Annotated in this window: 22 protein-coding genes; 13 read left to right on the top strand and 9 right to left on the bottom strand. The window is 67.6% G+C overall.

The window, feature by feature from the left end; translation table 11 throughout:
* Window positions 1–27 precede the first annotated feature (27 nt).
* On the bottom strand, window positions 28–465 hold the full coding sequence (locus AC1RRF_RS07905; protein WP_492833879.1) for a MarR family winged helix-turn-helix transcriptional regulator: 438 nt from the start codon (window positions 463–465) through the stop codon (window positions 28–30).
* Window positions 466–572: 107 nt separating this feature from the next.
* Here AC1RRF_RS07905 and AC1RRF_RS07900 point away from each other — a divergent pair, with 107 nt between their 5' ends.
* The 4 genes from AC1RRF_RS07900 to egtB all read left to right on the top strand — a co-directional run bounded on the left by AC1RRF_RS07900 (window position 573) and on the right by egtB (window position 5,239).
* Window positions 573–941 carry a DoxX family protein gene (locus AC1RRF_RS07900; RefSeq protein ID WP_492833878.1) on the top strand — a complete coding sequence of 123 codons (369 nt, stop codon included), beginning with the start codon at window positions 573–575 and terminating at the stop codon, window positions 939–941.
* A 50-nt stretch (window positions 942–991) separates the two neighbouring features.
* The gene (locus AC1RRF_RS07895) at window positions 992–1,969 is read left to right on the top strand and encodes a mechanosensitive ion channel family protein (RefSeq protein WP_492833877.1); all 978 of its coding nucleotides are present in this window, start codon (window positions 992–994) and stop codon (window positions 1,967–1,969) included.
* 3 nt (window positions 1,970–1,972) lie between these two features.
* Window positions 1,973–2,986 carry a threonine aldolase family protein gene (locus AC1RRF_RS07890; protein WP_492833876.1) on the top strand — a complete coding sequence of 338 codons (1,014 nt, stop codon included), beginning with the start codon at window positions 1,973–1,975 and terminating at the stop codon, window positions 2,984–2,986.
* 93 nt (window positions 2,987–3,079) lie between these two features.
* The gene (egtB, locus tag AC1RRF_RS07885; RefSeq protein WP_492833875.1) at window positions 3,080–5,239 is read left to right on the top strand and encodes an ergothioneine biosynthesis protein EgtB; all 2,160 of its coding nucleotides are present in this window, start codon (window positions 3,080–3,082) and stop codon (window positions 5,237–5,239) included.
* A gap of 70 nt (window positions 5,240–5,309) precedes the next feature.
* On the opposite strand, the gene AC1RRF_RS07880 is transcribed toward egtB, so the two are convergent.
* Complete coding sequence (locus tag AC1RRF_RS07880) at window positions 5,310–5,534, bottom strand: con-10 family general stress protein (RefSeq protein WP_492833874.1); 225 nt, start codon at window positions 5,532–5,534, stop codon at window positions 5,310–5,312.
* 94 nt (window positions 5,535–5,628) lie between these two features.
* Window positions 5,629–5,856, bottom strand: coding sequence for a hypothetical protein (locus tag AC1RRF_RS07875; protein ID WP_492833873.1), 228 nt, complete (start codon window positions 5,854–5,856; stop codon window positions 5,629–5,631).
* Between the two features lie 128 nt (window positions 5,857–5,984).
* Between AC1RRF_RS07875 and AC1RRF_RS07870 the strand changes: the two genes are divergently transcribed.
* Complete coding sequence (locus AC1RRF_RS07870; protein WP_291834460.1) at window positions 5,985–6,257, top strand: hypothetical protein; 273 nt, start codon at window positions 5,985–5,987, stop codon at window positions 6,255–6,257.
* A gap of 1 nt (window position 6,258) precedes the next feature.
* On the opposite strand, the gene AC1RRF_RS07865 is transcribed toward AC1RRF_RS07870, so the two are convergent.
* A complete protein-coding gene (locus tag AC1RRF_RS07865; RefSeq protein WP_492833872.1) occupies window positions 6,259–6,960 on the bottom strand; it encodes an MBL fold metallo-hydrolase in 702 nt (233 codons plus the stop codon).
* 184 nt (window positions 6,961–7,144) lie between these two features.
* Here AC1RRF_RS07865 and tig point away from each other — a divergent pair, with 184 nt between their 5' ends.
* The 4 genes from tig (at window position 7,145) to AC1RRF_RS07845 (ending at window position 10,747) form a co-directional block, all read left to right on the top strand.
* Window positions 7,145–8,488 (top strand): trigger factor, encoded by a 1,344-nt coding sequence (gene tig, locus AC1RRF_RS07860; protein WP_492833871.1) that lies wholly within the window; start codon window positions 7,145–7,147, stop codon window positions 8,486–8,488.
* A gap of 200 nt (window positions 8,489–8,688) precedes the next feature.
* Window positions 8,689–9,600 carry a hypothetical protein gene (locus AC1RRF_RS07855; RefSeq protein ID WP_492833870.1) on the top strand — a complete coding sequence of 304 codons (912 nt, stop codon included), beginning with the start codon at window positions 8,689–8,691 and terminating at the stop codon, window positions 9,598–9,600.
* Window positions 9,601–9,704: 104 nt separating this feature from the next.
* On the top strand, window positions 9,705–10,346 hold the full coding sequence (locus AC1RRF_RS07850; protein ID WP_492833869.1) for an ATP-dependent Clp protease proteolytic subunit: 642 nt from the start codon (window positions 9,705–9,707) through the stop codon (window positions 10,344–10,346).
* Between the two features lie 83 nt (window positions 10,347–10,429).
* Complete coding sequence (locus tag AC1RRF_RS07845) at window positions 10,430–10,747, top strand: hypothetical protein (protein ID WP_492833868.1); 318 nt, start codon at window positions 10,430–10,432, stop codon at window positions 10,745–10,747.
* A 4-nt stretch (window positions 10,748–10,751) separates the two neighbouring features.
* Here AC1RRF_RS07845 and AC1RRF_RS07840 read toward each other — a convergent pair whose 3' ends face one another.
* On the bottom strand, window positions 10,752–11,348 hold the full coding sequence (locus AC1RRF_RS07840; protein ID WP_492833867.1) for an HAD-IB family hydrolase: 597 nt from the start codon (window positions 11,346–11,348) through the stop codon (window positions 10,752–10,754).
* 241 nt (window positions 11,349–11,589) lie between these two features.
* On the opposite strand from AC1RRF_RS07840, the gene clpX reads away from it, so the two are divergent.
* The 3 genes from clpX (at window position 11,590) to AC1RRF_RS07825 (ending at window position 16,122) form a co-directional block, all read left to right on the top strand.
* A complete protein-coding gene (clpX, locus tag AC1RRF_RS07835) occupies window positions 11,590–12,867 on the top strand; it encodes an ATP-dependent Clp protease ATP-binding subunit ClpX (protein WP_492312868.1) in 1,278 nt (425 codons plus the stop codon).
* A 393-nt stretch (window positions 12,868–13,260) separates the two neighbouring features.
* Window positions 13,261–15,654, top strand: coding sequence for an endopeptidase La (lon, locus tag AC1RRF_RS07830; RefSeq protein ID WP_492833866.1), 2,394 nt, complete (start codon window positions 13,261–13,263; stop codon window positions 15,652–15,654).
* A gap of 81 nt (window positions 15,655–15,735) precedes the next feature.
* The gene (locus AC1RRF_RS07825) at window positions 15,736–16,122 is read left to right on the top strand and encodes a hypothetical protein (RefSeq protein ID WP_492833865.1); all 387 of its coding nucleotides are present in this window, start codon (window positions 15,736–15,738) and stop codon (window positions 16,120–16,122) included.
* Between the two features lie 32 nt (window positions 16,123–16,154).
* On the opposite strand, the gene AC1RRF_RS07820 is transcribed toward AC1RRF_RS07825, so the two are convergent.
* From AC1RRF_RS07820 to AC1RRF_RS07810, 3 genes are all read right to left on the bottom strand, one after another.
* On the bottom strand, window positions 16,155–16,445 hold the full coding sequence (locus AC1RRF_RS07820; RefSeq protein WP_492833864.1) for a hypothetical protein: 291 nt from the start codon (window positions 16,443–16,445) through the stop codon (window positions 16,155–16,157).
* 68 nt (window positions 16,446–16,513) lie between these two features.
* Entirely contained in the window at window positions 16,514–17,599 is a 1,086-nt protein-coding gene (gene aroC / locus AC1RRF_RS07815; RefSeq protein WP_492833863.1) for a chorismate synthase, read from the bottom strand.
* A gap of 10 nt (window positions 17,600–17,609) precedes the next feature.
* Window positions 17,610–18,335 (bottom strand): DnaJ C-terminal domain-containing protein, encoded by a 726-nt coding sequence (locus AC1RRF_RS07810; RefSeq protein WP_492833862.1) that lies wholly within the window; start codon window positions 18,333–18,335, stop codon window positions 17,610–17,612.
* Window positions 18,336–18,421: 86 nt separating this feature from the next.
* Here AC1RRF_RS07810 and pdxH point away from each other — a divergent pair, with 86 nt between their 5' ends.
* Complete coding sequence (gene pdxH / locus AC1RRF_RS07805) at window positions 18,422–19,096, top strand: pyridoxamine 5'-phosphate oxidase (protein WP_492833861.1); 675 nt, start codon at window positions 18,422–18,424, stop codon at window positions 19,094–19,096.
* A 3-nt stretch (window positions 19,097–19,099) separates the two neighbouring features.
* On the opposite strand, the gene AC1RRF_RS07800 is transcribed toward pdxH, so the two are convergent.
* A complete protein-coding gene (locus AC1RRF_RS07800) occupies window positions 19,100–19,723 on the bottom strand; it encodes a TetR/AcrR family transcriptional regulator (protein WP_492833860.1) in 624 nt (207 codons plus the stop codon).
* Between the last annotated feature and the right edge of the window lie 53 nt (window positions 19,724–19,776).

Genomic DNA, 19,776 nt, shown 5'->3' with positions numbered 1-19,776 from the left:
ACCTCCGGGGCGTTTTCACGTCTGGACCTAGAGCAGTTGCACGTCCGGAACGTTGGCCGAGAGCCGGAGCAACAGCCCCCTAAGGACGGTGAGTTCCTCCGGCGTGAATCCCTCCCGGACGCGGGCGTCGTGGGTCATCGCCGCCTGACGCAGCCGGTTGAACAGATCGCGGCCGGAGGGGGTGAGCGACACCTGATGCACCCGGCGGTTCGCAGGCAGGCGGGTGCGTTCGATCAGGCCGTCCCGCTCCATGTTGTTCAGATGGTGGGTGAGGGTGGGGCCCTGGATCCCGACGGCCGCGGCGACTTCAGTCTGGGTCCTGTGCGGCCCCTGCACCAGCGCCAGGAGGATCAGCCAGACCGGGGTGGAGCCGCCGGCGGCGGCCAAGGCGTCCTCGAACGCGCGTCCGCAGCCCTTGGCGGCCTTGGCCAGAACGAGACCGATCGGAGAGTCTTCAGGCGACATGAAATTACTTGTAGACATCGAATGATTAGATATCTATCGATTAGATATCGAAGACAGAGAGCCACATCCGGCGGAGCCGGGCAAGCCTCAGACACGGAGACGGTCCCATGTTCGACTTTCAACCCCATCCCCACCTCGGCCTGATCCTGATGGGCGGCGTGTTCGCCTGGGCTGGAATCCAGCACTTCTTCCACTTCCGCCAGCTGACGGGATGGCTGGTCAGCCGGCGCTGGCCGTTCCCGGCGATCCTGCTGACGCTGGGGTCGCTGCTTCAGATCGCGGGGGGCGGCCTGCTGATCGCCGGGATGCTGATCCCGTTCGCGGCGACGGCGCTGATCGTGTTCACCGTCGTGGCCAACGTCACCCTGCTGGACTTCTGGCGTCAGCCCGCGGAGACGCGCCAGACCTCGCAGAACGCCTTCACCGGCAACATCGCGCTGATCGGCGGGCTGCTTCTGGCCGCCTGCGGCGGCTGAAAATCGCGGGGGAGGGTTCCAATCGCCGGGTCAGGCGTTAGACCCGGCCCATGACCAACCTCGTCGCTCCCCTGAACGAGGCGGTGGCCGCGGGCCAGAAGGCCGCCGCGGTCGACGCCGCCATGATCGCCAAGCTGACCGACATGGCCGGCGACTTCGCGATCAACCTGTCCATCGCCATCCTGATCTTCATCGTCACCATCTTCGCCTCGCGCTGGGCGTCGAGCATGACGCGCAGGGGATTGGGGCGGGTGCGCGGCTTCCGCCAGGACCCGACGGTGCTCAGCTTCGCCGTGCAGGTGGTGCGGGTCATCGTCTTCCTGATCGGCTTCATCGCCGTGCTGCAGCGGCTGGGCGTACAGACGACCTCGATCATCGCCGTGCTGGGCGCCGCCTCGCTGGCGGTCGGCCTGGCGCTGCAGGGGACGCTGTCCAATGTGGCGGCGGGCGTCATGCTGCTGATCCTGCGGCCCTATCGCGTCGGCGACCTGATCGACGTGGGCGGACGGGTCGGCACGGTGCAGCGGCTGGACCTGTTCCTGACCCAGATGTCGGACGCCAACAACGTCAAGATCGTGGTGCCCAACTCCAAGGTCTTCGGCGACACCATCCTGAACCTGTCCGGCCAGCGCACGCGGCGGATGGAGCTGAAGATCGGCGTCGGCTACGGCGACAACCTGAACACCGCCCGCGAGGCGCTGGTCGGGGCGGCGGCGTCGCATGAGCATGTGCTGGCCGATCCCGCGCCCTGGGCGGGGGTGACGGCCCTGCGGGACAGTTCGGTGGAGATGACGCTGCAGGCGTGGACCAAGTCGGGCGACTACTGGCAGGCCAAGGCCGACGTGCTGCAGGCCGCGAAAGAGGCGCTGGACGCCGCCGACATCGAGATTCCCTTCCCCCATCAGGTGGCTGTGCCGTATGGCGAGGAGGACGAACCCGAAGCGCCGCCCGCGCCGAGGGTCCGCAGGGGCAAGAGCAGCGATCCGGCGCCGGGCCAGCCGGCCACGGACCACGGCAGCGAGGGGTAGGGCGTGCGTTACGACTTCGGTTCGGACAACACCGCCGGCATGGCGCCCGCGGCCCTGCGGGGGCTGATCGCGGCCAATGAGGGCTATGCCCGCGCCTATGGAGCGGACGACGTCACCGCCCGCGCCGCGGACCAGATCCGGCAAAGGCTGGATGCGGACGCCGAGGTGCGTTTCGTCTTCTCGGGCACGGCGGCCAATTCCATCGCCCTGTCGATGCTGGCCTGGCCCCATGAGGCCGTGCTGGCCCACCATGCGGCCCACATCTGCACTGACGAGACCGGCGCGCCGGGCTTCTTCGGCCAGGGCGTGGGCCTGGTCGGCCTGCCGGGCTTTTCCGGCAAGATCGAGCTGGCGGCGCTGCAGGCGGCGCTGGACGAGCCCGAGGTCAGCCATCGTCAGCCCCCGGCGGCGCTGAGCCTGACCCAGTCGACCGAATACGGCACGGTCTACACCGAGGAAGAACTGCGCCACCTGATCGAGCCGGTGAAGGCCAAGGGCTATGGCGTGCATATGGACGGAGCGCGGCTGGCCAATGCGGCGGCGGCCGGTTTCGACCTCACCCAGATCGCCCGGCTGGGCGTGGACATCCTGGTGTTCGGCGGGGCCAAGGCGGGCGCCAACTGCACCGAGGCCATCGTCATGTTCGACAAATCGCTGGCGCGGCGGATCGACAACCGGCTGAAGCAGGCGGGACAGACCGCCTCCAAGGGCCGTTTCCTGGCCGGACCCTTCCTCGGCCTGCTGGAGAGCCAGGCCTGGGAGGACGGCGGCGCCCACGCCAATCTGATGGCCCAACGGCTGGCCGCCGGGATCACGAACGGCACCAGCTTCGTCCTGGCCCATCCGGTCGAGGCCAACGCGGTGTTCGTGCGCATGGCGCCGTGGGCCCATCAGCGGCTGAACGACCTGGGCTGGGCCTGCTACCGCTTCGACGACGGCTCGGTGCGCTTCGTCTGCTCCTGGGCGACGCGGGAAGAGGTGGTCGACGAGTTGCTCGAGGCCATGCGCGGGCTCTGACGCCAGACTGCTGACAGGAACGGTTCCGGCGGGCTGGCAGTTACGCTGGCGCCGCCCCATGTTCGGGGTTCACGGCGGGGGAGCCCAGTCCGCATGAACGTGCATTCGCCGATCCGGCCGAACCTTGACGACGATGTCGACCTGTTCCTGACGGTTCGGGCGGCGATGCCCGAATTGGCGCGGGGCTTGTCGGCGGAGGACCTGTCCGCCCAGTCGATGGCCGACTGCAGCCCCGGCAAATGGCACCTGGCGCACACCAGCTGGTTCTTCGAGGCGATGATCCTGTCGCAGGCGCCCGGCTACCGACCGGTCGACGACCGCTGGCAGATCCTGTTCAACAGCTACTATGAGGCGCTGGGCGAGCGCGTGGCGCGGCCCGAGCGCGGGCTGATGACCCGCCCGTCGCTGGACGAGGTGATGGCCTATCGGCGCGAGATCGACCGCCGGATGGTCGACTGGCTGGGGCGCAAGGAGGCCGACGCGCGGTCCCGCTATCTGTTCACCCTGGGCCTGCATCACGACCAGCAGCATCAGGAGCTGTTCCTGATGGATATCCTGAACCTGCTGTCCCACTCGCCCCTGGCGCCCGCGGCCTATGGCAAGGAGCCGCGCTCCGGTCCGGTCGAACCGGCGCGGGGCGGGGAGACGGTCTTCGCCGGCGGCCTGGTCGAGATTGGTCACGACGATGACGATGATTTCGCCTTCGACAACGAGGGGCCGCGGCACCGCGTCTGGCTGGAGCCCTATGCGCTGGCCAACGATCTTGTGACCAACGGCGACTGGATCCGCTTCATCGCGGACGGCGGCTATGCGCGGCCCGAACTGTGGCTGGCGGACGGCTGGGCCACGGTGAAGGCCGAGGGCTGGACGGCGCCGCTGTACTGGTCGCCGGGCGAGGACGGCTGGTCGGTCATGGGACTGACGGGCCGCAAGGCGGTCGACCCGGCCGCGCCTGTCCGCCATGTCAGCCTGTACGAGGCCGACGCTTTCGCCCGCTGGTCGGGCCGCCGCCTGCCGACCGAGGCGGAGTGGGAACATGCGGTGGAGACCCGACCGGACCTGCTGTCCAACGCCTTCGGCGAAGTGTGGCAGTGGACGGCGTCCGCCTATTCTCCCTATCCGGGCTTCACGCCCACGGAGGGGACGGCGTCCGAGTACAACGGCAAGTTCATGATCAACCAGGCGGTGCTGCGGGGCTCCAGCTTCGCCACGCCCGAGGGGCATGCCCGGGTCACCTACCGGAACTTCTTCTATCCGCATCAGCGCTGGGCCTTCGCGGGCCTGCGGCTGGCGTCGGATGCGCGCAACGATGGACCGCGGATGTCGGATGATGAGAGCGCGGCCTTCCGCGACGACCTGATCGCGGGCCTGTCGTCCTCGCCCAAGCGGACCTCGCCGAAATGGTTCTACGATGGGGCCGGATCGGACCTGTTCGAAGAGATCACCCGGCTGCCGGAATATTATCCGACGCGGCAGGAGGCGGGCCTGCTGCGCGCCGTCGCCCCGGATTGGGCGCCCCGGTTCGGCGAAGGCGCGGTGCTGGTCGAGTTCGGCTCGGGCGCCAGCGAGAAGACCCGCATCGTGCTGGACGCGGCGCCGGACCTGGCCGCCTATGTGCCCATCGATATCAGCCCGGACGCGCTGGACGCCGCCGCCGACCGCATCCGCGAGGCCTATCCGAAGCTGGAGGTCATTCCGGTGGTCGGCGACTTTCTGGCCCTGGGCGAGCTTCCGGCGGGGGTGGGGCGGGGACGCAAGGTCGGCTTTTTCCCCGGATCGACCATCGGTAATCTGACGCCGGATGAGGCCGTGGCCTTCCTGAAGGGTGCGCGGCGCCTGCTGGGGGACGACGCCCTGTTCGTGCTGGGCGTGGATCTGGTCAAGGATCCGGCGGCCTTGATCGCCGCCTATGACGACGCGCAGGGGGTGACCGCCGCCTTCAACCGCAACCTGCTGGTCCGCGCCAACCGCGAACTGGGGGCGGATTTCGACATCGACGCCTTCGCCCACCGCGCGGTCTGGAACGCCGAGGCTTCGCGCATGGAAATGCACCTGCAGGCGACCCGGCACATGGCCGTCCACATCGGCGGGCGGCGCATCGTCTTCGCCCGCGGCGAGACCATCCACACCGAGAACTCACGCAAATTCACGGAACGCTCGGTGCGTGACGTCGCCGCCGCCTCGGGCTGGCATGTGGCTGAATTCCGTGAAGGTCCCGCGCCGTCGGTGGCGCTGGCCCTGCTGGAAGCCTGAATCGGACGTCCGAACGACAAAGGGCGGCGCGTTCGGCGCCGCCCTTCTGAAAGACCTGTCGGGAAGAGGTCTATTCCGCGCCGGATTCCGGCTTGGAAGTGCGGGATCCGTGGGAGGCTTCGCCGCCCTTGCGGCCGGCCTGGGCGGCGAGGCTGCGGTCCTGAGAGAAGCTGCGTTTTTCGCTGGGCACGCTGGCGCCGCCTTTGCGGGCGATCTCGCGCTGGCGTTCCGGGTCCATCGAGGCGAAGCCCCGCTTGGACACGCCGGAGGCTCGGGTGGGCTGACCTTGAGCCATCTGGAGTTCCTTTCGTGGCGACGGTGGCGGTTGCGAAAAGAACCCCCTGACTCCCGTCCGGTTCCGGCGCTTCGGTCACGGAAATGCGAACGAATCACAGGGGCTTGGTGATCAGGCCTTCTCCCCCGTCAGGCGAATCGGCGCGTCTGGCGTCGCCGGGCTGCTGCTGGGGCGCTTCTTCGGGGAGGGCGCCGGGGTCGATATCCGGCTCCGGCGTGTCGGGCGGAAGAATCTCCGGTTCCCCGTCCGGCGAGCGGTCGGGGGTCTCGGGCGGGGTGGCGCCGGGATCGATGTCCGGGCCCTCGGGCTCCACATGGGTCATGGCGGTTCCTTTCGTCTGATCCAACGCCGCCGCGCGGGGGCTGTTTCATCACGATGCGCGCGCGGAACCGTCCTCGGGGGCGGCGGATTGAAAAGGCCTGATGTCCTCCCGGAAACCGGAGCCCGCCCATGACCGAGACCTATGCCGACGATATCGACGACCCGGAGACGCCGTCGTCGCGCCTCGACCGCGAAGCCGCCGAGATCCTGCAGCGGGACGAGATGCGCCGGCTGGGCGTTCGGCCGCTGCGGCAGGCCCTGAAGGAAGATGCGCGGCTGGTCAGCGACTGGGGCAGGGCCCGCGCCGGCCGCCTGCGTCACACGGTCGAGGACGAGCCGATCCGCTATTCGCTCTATGCGCTGGGTATCGGCCTGCTGATCGGCCTGCTGGCGGCGCGCTAGATCAGGACGGACCCGAGGCGGGCCGCGCGATGGGCGCGCGCCTCAGGGCCTCGTCCGAGACGAAGGGATTGCTCCGTCGCTCAGCCCCGAAGGTCGAGCTGGAGCCGTGCCCCGGGACGAAAGTCACATCGTCGCCCAGCGGCCAGAGCTTGGTCACGATGGCGTCCAGCAGGGCGCCGTGGTCGCTGCGCGGGAAGTCGGTGCGGCCGATGGAGCCCTGGAACAGCACATCGCCGACCTGGGCGAAGCGGGCCTCGCGGTTGAAGAAGATCACATGGCCGGGGGTGTGCCCGGGGCAGTGGTAGACCTCCCACGTCGTCTCCCCGAGGGTCAGGATGTCGCCGTCGTCCAGCCATCGGGTCGGGGTGAAGCTGCGCGCATCGGGAATGCCGTACATCAGCCCGTTGGCCGGGATCTGGTCGATCCAGAACTGGTCGGCCTCATGCGGGCCGATGATGTCCAGCCCGGTCTTCTCCTGCATCTCGGCCGCGCCGCCGGCGTGGTCGAGGTGGCCGTGGGTGATCCAGATAGCCTCCAGCGTCAGGCCGTTCTGCTTCACGGCGGCCAGCAGGCCGTCGACGGAGGCGCCCGGATCGATGATCGCGGCCTTCTTCGTCTTGCGGCACCAGACGATGGTGCAGTTCTGCTGCAGCGGGGTGACGGGAACGACGCCGACGCCGATCGGGGAGGGGGACTGGCTCATCCGGCACAGATAGCGGCGTCGGGCCTCGACCGAAACCGCCTCGGCTCACGTTGACCTTTGGGGCGGTCATCGACATAAGGGCGGGCTTCAAAGGCGCCGCCTCCAAAGGGCGGCCCTTCTGCTTTATCCCACACCGCGCGCGCCGGCCTCATTGGCGCCGCCACAGAGCGTCAGAACCCCGACCATGCAAGTCGTCGAAAAGTCCTCCGAAGGCCTGAGCCGCGTCATCGCGGTGACCATTCCCGTCGCCGAGCTGAACGAAAAGCTGGACGCGCGCCTGAAGGAAGTCGCGCCGCAGATGAAGCTGAAGGGCTTCCGTCCGGGCAAGGTGCCGATGTCGCACGTCAAGAAGACCTTCGGCCGCGACCTGATGGGCGAAATCATCAATGACCAGCTGAATAGCTCCAGCCAGAAGGCCCTGGACGACGCCAAGGTGCGTCCGGCCGCTCCGGCCGAGATGAAGCTGACCTCGGACATGGACAAGGTCATCGCCGGTCAGGAAGACCTAGCTTACGAAATGGCCCTGGAAGTCATGCCGGACTTCACCCCGGTCGACCCCAAGACCCTGAAACTGGCCCGCCCGACCTATGAGGCGTCGGACGCCGATCTGGACGAGGCCCTGACGGAGCTGGCCGGCCAGGCCAAGTCCTACGAGGACAAGAAGGGCAAGACGGTCAAGGCCGCCGACGGCGACCAGCTGACCATCGACTTCCTGGGCAAGCTGGACGGCGAGCCTTTCGAAGGCGGCGCCGCCGAGGACGCTGACCTGGTGATCGGTTCGAACCGTTTCATCCCGGGCTTCGAAGAGCAGCTGAAGGGCGCCAAGGTCGGCGAAGAAAAGACCATCGAGGTCACCTTCCCCGAGGATTACCAGGCCGCCCATCTGGCCGGTAAGCTGGCCACCTTCGACGTCACCGTGAAGGCCATCAAGGCCGAGGCCGAAGCCAAGGTGGACGAAGATTTCGCCAAGCGCATCGGCCTGGAGTCGCTGGACAAGCTCAAGGAGCTGCTGCGCAACAACCTGAACCAGCAGTACACGGCGGCCGCTCGCTTCAAGCTGAAGCGCGCCCTGCTGGACGAGCTGGACAAGGCCCACAGCTTCCCGCTGCCGCCGAAGATGGTGGAAGCCGAGTTCGAGGGCATCTGGCAGCAGGTCGAGGCCGACAAGGCCGCCGGCCGCCTGCCGGAAGAGGACGCCAAGAAGTCCGACAAGAAGCTGAAGGAAGAGTACCAGAAGATCGCCGAGCGCCGCGTGCGCCTGGGTCTGGTCCTCGCCGAGATCGGCCGCGCCAACAACGTCCAAGTCTCGGACCAGGAACTGAACAACGCCATCATGAACGAGGCCCGCAACTATCCGGGCCAGGAGCGTCAGGTGCTGGACTTCTACCGCCAGAACCCGAACGCCGCCGCCCAGATGCGCGCCCCGATCTACGAGGAGAAGGTCTGCGACCTGATCTTCGGAACCGCCGACGTGACCGACACCCCGATCACCAAGGAAGATCTGCTCAAGGAAGAAGACGAGATCTGATCTCTCGTCGGATTTCCGGCGATTTCGCCCTTCGCGCCCGGACGGTTCCGCCGTTCGGGCGTCGTCGTTTCAGGCCTTGACCCGACCCCGCGATTCTCGGGCAGGTTGGCTGGATATGTGTCTGGGTTGAAAAACGGCGGCCCCCTTGCCGCCATCTTGATCTCCTAGCGCTTGCAAAATCAGTCGGGAGGGGACGCCCCATGTCATTCGCAGCAATCGCACTGGCCGCTGGCCTTCTGGCGCAGGATCCTGTCGCCCAGGCGCAGTCGGCGCAGAATCCCACGACGTTGTCGGATGTGGTCGTCGAGCAGCGCCGCCTTCGCGCCGTCGTGCAGGATTTCGTCGGTGAGCTGGCTGCGCCGGCGGGCAATCGCGGCCCCGCGCGCTGGAACGGGCCGGTCTGCGTCGGCGTCGTCAACCTGCAGGGCGAGATCGCCCAATATCTGGCCGACCGCACGTCGGACGTCGCCCGGGAGCTTGGCATCGAAGCCGGAGAGCCGGGCTGCCGCCCCAACATCCTGATCATCGCCGCGTCCGATGGCCGCGCCGTTGCGAACGGGATCGTGGACGAGCGTCGCGCGGTCTTCCGGCCCGGCGGCTCGGGCATGACGCGCTCGATGCGGGCGCTGGACACCTTCCGCACCTCCGAGGCGCCGATCCGCTGGTGGCATGTCAGCGCCCCGGTCGATTCCGAAAGCGGGCAACTGGCCACGCGCCTGCCGGGTCGTGACGCGCCGACGACGAACATCTCGCGCGGGTCGCGTCTTCGCACCGATATCCGCGATGACCTGCTGCGCGCGATCATCGTCGTGGACATGAGCAAGGCCGCCGGCCTGACGTTGAGCCAGCTTGCCGACTACTGCGCCTTGGTGGCACTGTCCCAGGTGGATCCCGAGGCCGATGTGCTGGCCTTTGACACCGTCCTGAACGTGTTCACCGATTCCACGACGCCCGGCCTGACGTCCTGGGACATGGATTACCTGAACGCCCTGTACCGGGTCGAGCAGAACAGCCTGGGCGCCAACGCCCGCGGCGCCGAGATCGTCGACCTGATGATGAAGGGCGCGCGCGAGGGAGCGGAGGAGGACGCCGCGGCGGCTCAACGGGAGTAACGACCGGAGCCGCGCCTTGCATAGGAGGCCCGGCGACGCGATATGCTGGACCTAGCGTCGGCCTCCGGTGAGTCGCCACGCCCCAGCATCCCGAGAAGGCACGAATGCGCGATCCGATCGAACTGATGAACATGAACCTCGTCCCGATGGTGGTCGAGCAATCCAGCCGGGGCGAGCGGGCCTTCGACATCTTCTCGCGTCTGCTGCGCGAACGGATCATCTTCCTGACCGGTCCCTTCGAGGACGGCATGGCCTCGCTGATCTGCGCCCAGCTGCTGTTCCTGGAATCGGAGAACCCGAAGAAGGAAATCAGCATGTACATCAACAGCCCCGGCGGACAGGTGTCGTCGGCGCTCGCGATCTACGACACCATGCAGTACATCCGCTCGCCGGTTTCGACGGTGTGCATGGGCATGGCGGCCTCGGCCGGCTCGCTGATCCTGACCGCCGGCGCGGCCGGCCAGCGCGTGGCCCTGCCGAACGCGCGGGTCATGGTGCACCAGCCTTCGGGCGGCTTCCGTGGTCAGGCCTCGGACATCGAGCTGCACGCGGCCGACATCCGCTACACCAAGAAGCGCCTCAACGAGATCTACGTCGAGCACACCGGCCGGACCTATGAGGAGGTCGAGAAGACCCTGGACCGCGACCACTTCATGTCGGCCGAGGAAGCCAAGGCCTGGGGCATCGTGGACCACGTCTACGACCGCCGCGAACAGGCCGACGCCGACGGCGTGAAGACGCCCTGATCCGGCGCCATCGCCGCAAGAGCACCCCTTGAAGAGGCGCACTGGAAACGGTGCGCCTTTTTCTTTTGTGCTATCAGGCCGCCATGCAGACTCGTGACAACAGCGGGACCGTCCAGGTCGACGGCGACATCTATCACTGGGAGCTGCGGCGCCAGCCGCGGCCGCTGAACGGCGGCGTCTGGGAAGGCATCGCCGTGACCCTGCGGCTGCAGGACTTCAAGCGTGAAGCCATCGTGCAGTTTCCGCCGCCGCTGCGCCCGAACGGCCGTCCCGACACCGAAAAGCAGTTCGTGAACACCGACTACGTCCGCAACGCCGTGACGGCGGTGATCGAGGCGGGCTGGGAGCCCACCTCGCGCGGCAAGGCCATGGTCTTCGACGTGGACGGCGAGGGGCGCTGAAGCCCTAGGGGCGACCGGTGAAGACCCGGAAGCCCTTCTCCTCGGCGATGGCGATCATCTCCGTGTCGCCGGAGGTGTCGCCGTAGGCGGCGGTCAGGCGCAGGTCGTCGCCATAGGCCTCGCGCAGGCGGCGCACCTTTTCCTCGCCCCGGCAGTTGGGGGTGTCGAAGGCGCCGGTGATGCGATCCTGAGCATCGAAGGTCAGATGAGTGCCCAGGAGGGCGTCCGCGCCCAGCCGGCGGGCGAAGGGGGCGACCGTGGTCTCGGGGCTGGCGGTCACGATGACGCGATGCGCGCCGCGCGCGCCCCAGTCGTTCCAGGTCTTGAGCGCGTCGGGTCGCATGAAGCCCGTCCAGACCCGTTCGGCGAAGCGTTCGGCGTCGGCTTCCAGCGTGGCGCGGGGGACGCCCTTGAGGAACTCCCTGACCGAGGCGGCCTTGATCCGTCCCCGGTCACGATCGCGGGCGTAGGTCGCCACGGCGGGCGCCATCTTCACCAGACCCAGCGCCCACGCGCCCGGACCGGCGCGCCAGCGCAGGAAGGCGGTGAAGCTGTCACGGATCGTCAGGGTGCCGTCAAAATCGAACGCGACGACGGGCACGCCTTTTGCAACGGTGTGGCGAAATCCCTTAAGGGTTCCCATGTCAGACATTCGCCGTGATCCCCATCAACAGTGAACGTCCCAAAACCGGCAATGGCCACGCTTTCGCGGGGTTGTGGCGGGCGCGGGGATGGGTGATTGTCAATTTTTGAAGACCTTTGCGCCCAATGTTCGGGAATCAAACGCGGAGGAAGCGCGTTCCGCCTCATATCGGGGTGAACCGCGGGAGTGAGAAGGGTCTATGACCAAGGCAGCCGGCACCGACGCCAAAAGTACGCTCTACTGCTCGTTCTGCGGCAAGAGCCAGCACGAGGTGCGCAAGCTCATCGCCGGCCCGACCGTGTTCATCTGTGATGAATGCGTCGAGCTGTGCATGGACATCATCCGTGAAGAGCACAAAATCTCGTTCTCGAAGGCCAAGGACGGCGTCCCGAGCCCGAAGGAGATCCGTGAGGTCCTGGACGACTATGTGATCGGTCAGAGCCACGCCAAGAAGGTGCTCTCGGTCGCGGTCCACAACCACTACAAGCGCCTGAACCACGCGACGAAGAACAACGACGTCGAGCTGGCCAAGTCGAACATCATGCTGATCGGGCCGACCGGCTCGGGCAAGACGCTGCTGGCCCAGACGCTGGCGCGCATCATCGACGTGCCGTTCACCATGGCCGACGCCACCACCCTGACCGAAGCCGGTTATGTGGGTGAAGACGTCGAGAACATCATCCTGAAGCTGCTCCAGGCCTCCGACTACAACGTCGAGCGGGCCCAGCGCGGCATCGTCTACATCGACGAAATCGACAAGATCAGCCGCAAGTCGGACAACCCGTCGATCACCCGCGACGTGTCGGGCGAAGGCGTGCAGCAGGCCCTGCTGAAGATCATGGAAGGCACCGTCGCCTCCGTGCCTCCGCAAGGCGGCCGCAAGCATCCGCAGCAGGAATTCCTGCAGGTCGACACCGCCAACATCCTGTTCATCGTGGGCGGCGCCTTCGCCGGCCTGGAGAAGGTGATCGCGGCGCGCGGCGAAGGGGCCTCGATCGGCTTCGGCGCCAAGGTCAAGGAAATCGACGAGCGCCGCACCGGCGACATCCTCAAGGGCGTCGAGCCGGACGATCTGATGCGTTTCGGCCTGATCCCCGAGTTCATCGGCCGTCTGCCCGTTCTGGCGACGCTGGAGGACCTGGACGAACCGGCGCTGGTCACCATCCTGACCGAGCCGAAGAACGCCCTGGTCAAGCAGTACAAGCGCCTGTTCGAGATGGAGAACGTGGACCTGACGTTCACCGACGACGCCCTGAACGCCGTCGCCAAGAAGGCCATCACCCGCAAGACCGGCGCGCGCGGCCTGCGCTCGATCCTGGAAGGGATCCTGCTCGAGACCATGTTCGAGCTGCCGACCTTCGAGGGCGTCGAGGAAGTCGTCGTCAACGCCGAGGTCATCGAGGGCAAGGCCCAGCCGCTGCTGATCTACGCCGAGACCAAGGGCAAGAAGAGCGCCCAGCCCGACAGCGCCGCCTAACAAGGCGGCCTTCGGAGCCGAAGACCAGAGGGGCCGCTCGCCGGATTTCGGCGGGCGGCCCTTTTCGTCAGGGCCGGGCGGACGAAAACATTCGTGATCCATACGAAACGGTTGCGGACCGGCCACAGTCGCTCGCGGTCGATCTTGCGGCCCTCAGGCCCGTCGGCGCGGGCGGATTACCTGTTAGGCCTCGACATCGCACGATCCATGCAGCTTGGCCGGGAATGAACGGTCCCCAGTCGCCTGCAGTGGTCACGCTTGAATGGCGCGTCCGCAAAACCACATACTGTCCCGAAGGCCGCCGAATGGCGGGCCGAGTCGAAACGGCGGGGCACAGCGTCCCGACCGCCGGCGCGGCGGGCTCGAGATCAACAAGGGCCCCGGAGTAGCATCATGACCGAGACCAAGACCCTTCCCGTCCTGCCGCTGAGAGACATCGTCGTCTTCCCGCACATGGTCGTGCCCCTGTTCGTGGGACGCGAGAAATCCGTGCGTGCGCTGGATGAGATCATGAAGGGTGAAAAGCAAATCCTGCTGGCCACCCAGAAGAACAGTGTCGACGACGATCCGTCGGCCGACGCCATCTATCCGATCGGCGTGCTCGCCAACGTTCTGCAGCTGCTGAAGCTGCCCGACGGCACCGTGAAGGTGCTGGTCGAGGGCAAGGGCCGGGCGCGCCTGACGCGCTTCACCGACCGCACCGAATATTTCGAGGCCGAAGCCGTGGAGATCGCCGACGAAGCCGGCGAGCCCTCGCAGTCCGAGGCCCTGCTGCGCGCGGTGATCGAGCAGTTCGAAAACTATGTGAAGCTGAACAAGAAGGTCCCGCCCGAGGCCCTCAGCTCCATCCCCCAAATCACCGACCCGTCCAAGCTGGCGGACTCGGTGGCGGCCCACCTGTCGGTCAAGATCGGCGACAAGCAGGGCCTGCTGGAGACCGTCGCCGTGCCGCAACGGCTGGAGAAGGTCTACGGCCTGATGGAGGGCGAAATCTCCGTCCTGCAGGTCGAGAAGAAGATCCGCTCGCGCGTGAAGCGCCAGATGGAGAAGACCCAGCGCGAGTACTATCTGAACGAGCAGATGAAGGCGATCCAGCGCGAGCTGGGCGAGACCGACGACCAGCGCGACGAAATCCTCGAGCTGGAGAAGCGGATCCGCAAGACCCGCCTGTCCAAGGAAGCGCGGACCAAGGCCGAGGCCGAGGTCAAGAAGCTGCGCAACATGAGCCCGATGTCGGCGGAATCGACGGTGGTGCGGAACTACCTCGACTGGCTGCTGTCGATCCCGTGGGGCAAGGCCAAGCAGAAGCCGATCGACCTGCAGAAGGCCGAGGACATCCTGGAGGAGGATCACTACGGCCTGGAGAAGGTCAAGGAACGGATCATCGAGTATCTGGCCGTCCAGGCGCGCACCGGCTCGCTGCGCGGCCCGATCCTGTGCCTGGTCGGTCCTCCCGGCGTCGGCAAGACCTCGCTGGCCAAGTCGATCGCCAAGGCGACCGGCCGTGAGTACATCCGCATGTCGCTGGGCGGCGTGCGCGACGAGGCCGAGATCCGCGGTCACCGCCGGACTTACATCGGTTCGATGCCGGGCAAGATCATCCAGTCGATGAAGAAGGTGAAGACGACCAACGCCTTCATCCTGCTGGACGAGATCGACAAGCTGGGCGCTGACTGGCGCGGGGACCCGTCCTCGGCCCTGCTGGAAGTGCTGGATCCGGCGCAGAACAATGCGTTCGGCGACCACTATCTCGAGGTCGATTACGACCTGTCCAACGTCATGTTCGTGACCACCGCCAACAGCCTGAACATGCCGCAGCCGCTGATGGACCGGATGGAGATCATCCGGGTCAGCGGCTACACCGAGGACGAGAAGGTCGAGATCGCCAAGCGTCACGTCCTGCCCAAGGTTACGGAAGAGGCAGGCCTCAAGCCGGCCGAGTTCATCGTGCCCGACAGCACGATCCGCGACCTGATCCGCTATTACACGCGGGAAGCCGGGGTGCGTTCGCTGGAACGCGCGCTGGGCGGATTGGCCCGCAAGGCCGTGCGCGAGATGGCCAAGGCGAATTTGCTGACGATCACCGTGGATGACGCCAAGCTGGCCGAGTACGCGGGCGTTCGGAAGTTCCGCTACGGCGAGACGGACGAGGAGGATCAGGTCGGCATCGTCACCGGCCTGGCCTGGACCGAGTTCGGCGGCGACATCCTGACCATCGAGGCGATCAAGATGCCGGGCCGCGGCCGCATGACCGTGACCGGCAACCTCAAGGAGGTGATGAAGGAGTCCATCTCCGCCGCCGCCTCCTATGTCCGGGCGCGCTCGCTGGCCTTCGGCGTCAAGCCGCCGGTGTTCGAGAAGACCGACATCCACGTGCACGTGCCGGACGGCGCGACGCCCAAGGACGGTCCCTCGGCGGGCGTGGCGATGACTGTCGCCATGGTCTCGGTCCTGACCGGCATCCCGATCCGCAAGGACATCGCCATGACCGGCGAGATCACCCTGCGCGGCCGAGTCACCGCCATCGGCGGCCTGAAGGAGAAGCTGCTGGCGGCCCTCCGCTCGGGCATCAAGACGGTGCTGATCCCGGAAGAGAACGAGAAGGACCTCGCCGACGTACCCGACAATGTGAAGGGCGCGCTGGAGATCGTCCCGATCAAAACGGCGGACGAGGCGCTGAAGTGGGCCCTGACCGGCACGCTGACGCCGGTGGAGTGGGACGAAAACACCGAACCGCTCCCGCCCGCGCAGCCGCCGGCTGACGGGGCCGCGGTGGTGGCGCACTGACGCCGCCGACAAGACGACAGGGACGCCGCCCGGATTTTCCGGGCGGCGTTTCTTTTTCTGGCTGACGAGCGGGGGAATACGATGAGCGACTACGGACAGATCAGGATCGACCTCACCGGAGTGACCGCCAACAGCGACACGACCCTGAGTTTCCAGATCCACGGCAGTCAGTTCACGTTCAACGGTACGCAGACCCTCTCGTTCGCGGGTATTCTGGGCGTGACCGGTGCTGTCATTAGCCCGATGAACGTCCAGCTGAACCTGTCCTCGGGAACCACCCTGGGCGGGGTCATAACCCTGTATGGCGTGACAGGCGGAGTCAGCGTCGCGCTGACGACCAACGCGGCCGACTTCTCGACCGCTTCAGCCAAGGCGTTCGATGTCCAGTGGAGCACGAACAGCGGCGGAGTCCAGGAAGGCAGCCTGATCAGTGGAATGCTGACGCTGGGCGATTTCGGGCCGGAGTAGGCCGGCGCCCGAATGCCCAGACGGAGTCCGATTCAGCCGGGCCGCTTCTGACAGGGATGCGGGTCTCCAAGGGGCAGGCGGTGTGACGCCCCCCACCAATGGGGCAGGCGCCGTACCGTGACGGCGTCGCCGACTTCGCAGCCCCGAGCAATGGAGACACGTACGGTGACAAGTCGGTCGGAGGTCTGGACGGCCATGACGCGATAGGAGCCGCCGTCCCGTTCACGCATGCCGAAGCCGGTTACCGTGCCATGGACGGTTTCGCCCGGCCCGGTCGGGATCAGGAAGGTTGCGAGACAGGCTGTGATCAGCATCGCGATCATGCCTCCAACCGCTAGACCGAGCCATTCCCGCTGAAGAAACAGCCACAGTCGGGCGTGAGCCAGAACCGTCACCCCACCTGCGCCCGGTGCCTGAGCATCGCATCGGCCAGCACGCAGGCGGCCATGGCCTCGACGACCGGGACGCCGCGCAGGGCGACGCAGGGGTCGTGGCGGCCCTTGGTGCGCAGGTCGGTCTCGGTCCCGTCGCGGGTGACGGTCTGGCGCAGGGTCAGGATGGAGGAGGTAGGCTTGAAGGCGACGCGCGCCGTCAGCGGCTGGCCGGTGGAGATGCCGCCCAGGACACCCCCCGCGCGGTTGCTGAGGAAGATCGGCCGGCCGTCCTCGCCCAGACGCATCTGGTCGGCGTTCTCCTCGCCCGAGAGTTCGGCGGCCTCGAAGCCGGCGCCGATCTCGACGCCCTTGACGGCGTTGATCGACATCAGGGCGGCGGCCAGTTCGGCGTCCAGCTTGCCGTAGATCGGGGCGCCCCAGCCGGCGGGGACGCCGGTGACTTCCAGCGCGACCACGGCGCCGATGGACGAGCCCGCCTTGCGCACGCCGTCCAGATAGTCCTCCCACGCGGGCACGACGGCGGCGGAGGCGGCGAACAGGGCGTTGTCATAGACGGCGCTGAAATCGACGGCCTCGGGCGCGATCCGGTGCGGTCCCAGCTGGACCACGCCGGCACGGATCTGGATGTCATCCCCCAGCACCTTGCGAGCGACGGCCCCGGCGGCGACGCGCATGGCGGTCTCGCGGGCCGAGGACCGGCCGCCGCCGCGATGGTCGCGGACACCATATTTGGCCTGGTAGGCGTAGTCGGCGTGGCCCGGGCGGTAGGCGCGGGCGATCTCGCCGTAGTCCTTGGACCGCTGATCCTCGTTGTCGATCAGGATCGAGATGGGGGTGCCGGTCGTGACCGGACCGGCGCCGTCATCGAACACGCCGGACAGGATGCGGGCCGTGTCGCTTTCCTGCCTTTGGGTGACGAAGCGGCTGCCGCCGGGTTTGCGCCGGTCCAACCACGGCTGGAGATCGGCCTCGGTCAGCGGGATGTTGGGCGGGCAGCCGTCCACGACGCAGCCGATCGCCGGCCCGTGGCTCTCGCCCCAGGTGGTCATGCGAAACAGATGGCCGAAGGTGTTGTGCGACATGCTCTAGGGCTTAGGCCGCCATGCGGTCCGGCGTCCAGACGCGGGTGAAGCGGATCAGCAGGTCTTCGGCCGCCGAGGGGGCGTCTTCGGACGGCGTCAGGGTCACGAACAGATGACCCTGCGGCCGTGATCCGCGCGCCGGCAGACCCAGCCCTTTCAGGCGCAGGCGCAGCGGTTTCTGGCCCGCCACGATCCAGGCCGAGCGCGGCCCGGCGTGGGTGTCGATCTCCAACCGCCCGCCGTCCTCGACCAGACGCAGGGGGATGGGCCAGCTCATATAGAGGTCGTCGCCGATCACGCTCAGCCCATCCGCCGCGCGGATCAGCACCGGAAGATACAGGTCCGCGCCGTCGGCCGCGCCGCCCTTGAGCCGCAGATGCTCGCCCGAGCGCATCCCGGCGGGGGCCTGGACGCGCAGGATCCGATCGCCGGCGTGGACGGTGATGGGGCCGCCGCTCAGGGCGTCCCGCGGGGTGATGGCGATGATGGTCTGGGCGTGCGCCGGAGCCTTGGGTGCGGCGAGCGCGGGTTGGACGGCCTGGGCCTGGACCAGCCGCCAGGCGGCGATGATCCGGCGGAAGCGCGCTTCGTCGCCGCCGGCCTGATCCGGGCGGGCGGCCTTCACCGCCGCGCGGAAGGCGGCGGTCAGCGCCGGTCCCTCGGCCGGGCCGGTCAGGCCGAGCAGGGCCCAGGCTTCGCTGAGCGAGGAGACCTCGGAGGAGGGGCGAGCGCGCATGAAACCACCAAGCCATCAACGTGGTGAAGACCGGCTTAACCGTGACGGCTCTCCCGTTCGGACACGCGAGGGGCTATCTGGAGATCATGACCGCGCCCGTGATCCCACCCAGCCCGACCCGCGAAGAGTATGCGGATCAGTACGCCGCCGCGCTCGCCGCCAACGGGGACGAGACCATCTTCCAGCGGAGCGAGCCCGTCGGCTTGTTCGTCGAATGGTTGGAGGACGCCAAGCGGTATGAGCCGAACGACGCCAACGCCATGGCGCTGGCCACCGTCGACGCCTCGGGCGATCCCGACGCGCGGATGGTGCTGCTGAAGGACGTCGATGGACGGGGCTTCACCTTCTATTCCAACCGCGAGAGCGCCAAGGGCGAGGCGCTGGCGGCGCATCCGGCGGCGGGTCTGCTGTTCCACTGGAAGTCGCTGCGGCGCCAAGTGCGGGTGCGGGGGCGTATCGAGCCGGTCAGCGCAGCGGAAGCGGACGCCTATTTCGCCAGCCGGGCGCGCGAGAGCCGCATCGGGGCCTGGGCTTCGGACCAGTCGCGGCCGCTGGAGAGCCGCGATGCGCTGGAGCGGGCCGTGGCCCGCGAGACGGCGCGCTTCGAGGGGCAGGAGGTGCCCCGGCCCGAACGCTGGACCGGCTGGCGGGTGATCCCGAAGACGGTGGAGTTCTGGCGCGATCGACCATTCCGCCTGCACGACCGCCTGCTGTTCACGCGGGACGGGGAGGGCTGGCGGACGTCCCGCCTGCAACCCTGACGGTTAGGCGCCGTAGCGCGCCATGAAGGTGTTGATGACGTGGGCGACGACCTGGGCGTTGGTCCGGCACACCCGGACCTCGTCGCCGGTGACCAGCGGCACGAAGAAGACCGGGTGTTCGATCATCCCCATCAGCTCGCCCGCCGCCCACGACGGTTTCTCGATGTCCTTCAGCCCGCCGCGGGCCAGGTGATCCTTGAGGATGCCGATCAGGGTGGCGCCGAACTCGGTGCGGCCCTTTTCGAAGAAGCGGGTCGCCGTGGCCTGGAAGCGCGGACGTTCCGCCATGACCAATCGGAAGATGGAGCGCACGAAGCCGTCGCCCATGAAGCCGGCGTAGGCTTCGGCGAAACTGGTCAGCTGGGTGCGGGCGTCGCCGTCGCAGGCGCGGACGCTGGCCATCTGGTAGGCGAACTGGGCTGCGGCGTCGTCGATGACCGCCGAGAACAGCTCCGACTTGCCGGCGAACAGGGCGTAGAGGGTGGCGGTGGAGACCCCGGCCTCGCGGGCGATGGGTTCAATGCGGGTCCCGGCGTAGCCCACGGATATGAAGGCCGCGCGCGCATGGCGGATGATGGCCTGTCGCTTGGGATCTTGGAAATGCGTGTCGCCGGAAGGAGGTGGCATGTCGGAATTCATCGCTTGGTGAGCGACAAAGTGACGCGTCCGAGGGCGGACGG

It is taken from the genome of Brevundimonas sp. GW821-FHT12C05 (assembly GCF_058807475.1).
The sequence above is the reverse complement of the archived record's forward strand: the minus strand, read 5'-3'. Positions and strand labels throughout refer to the sequence as shown.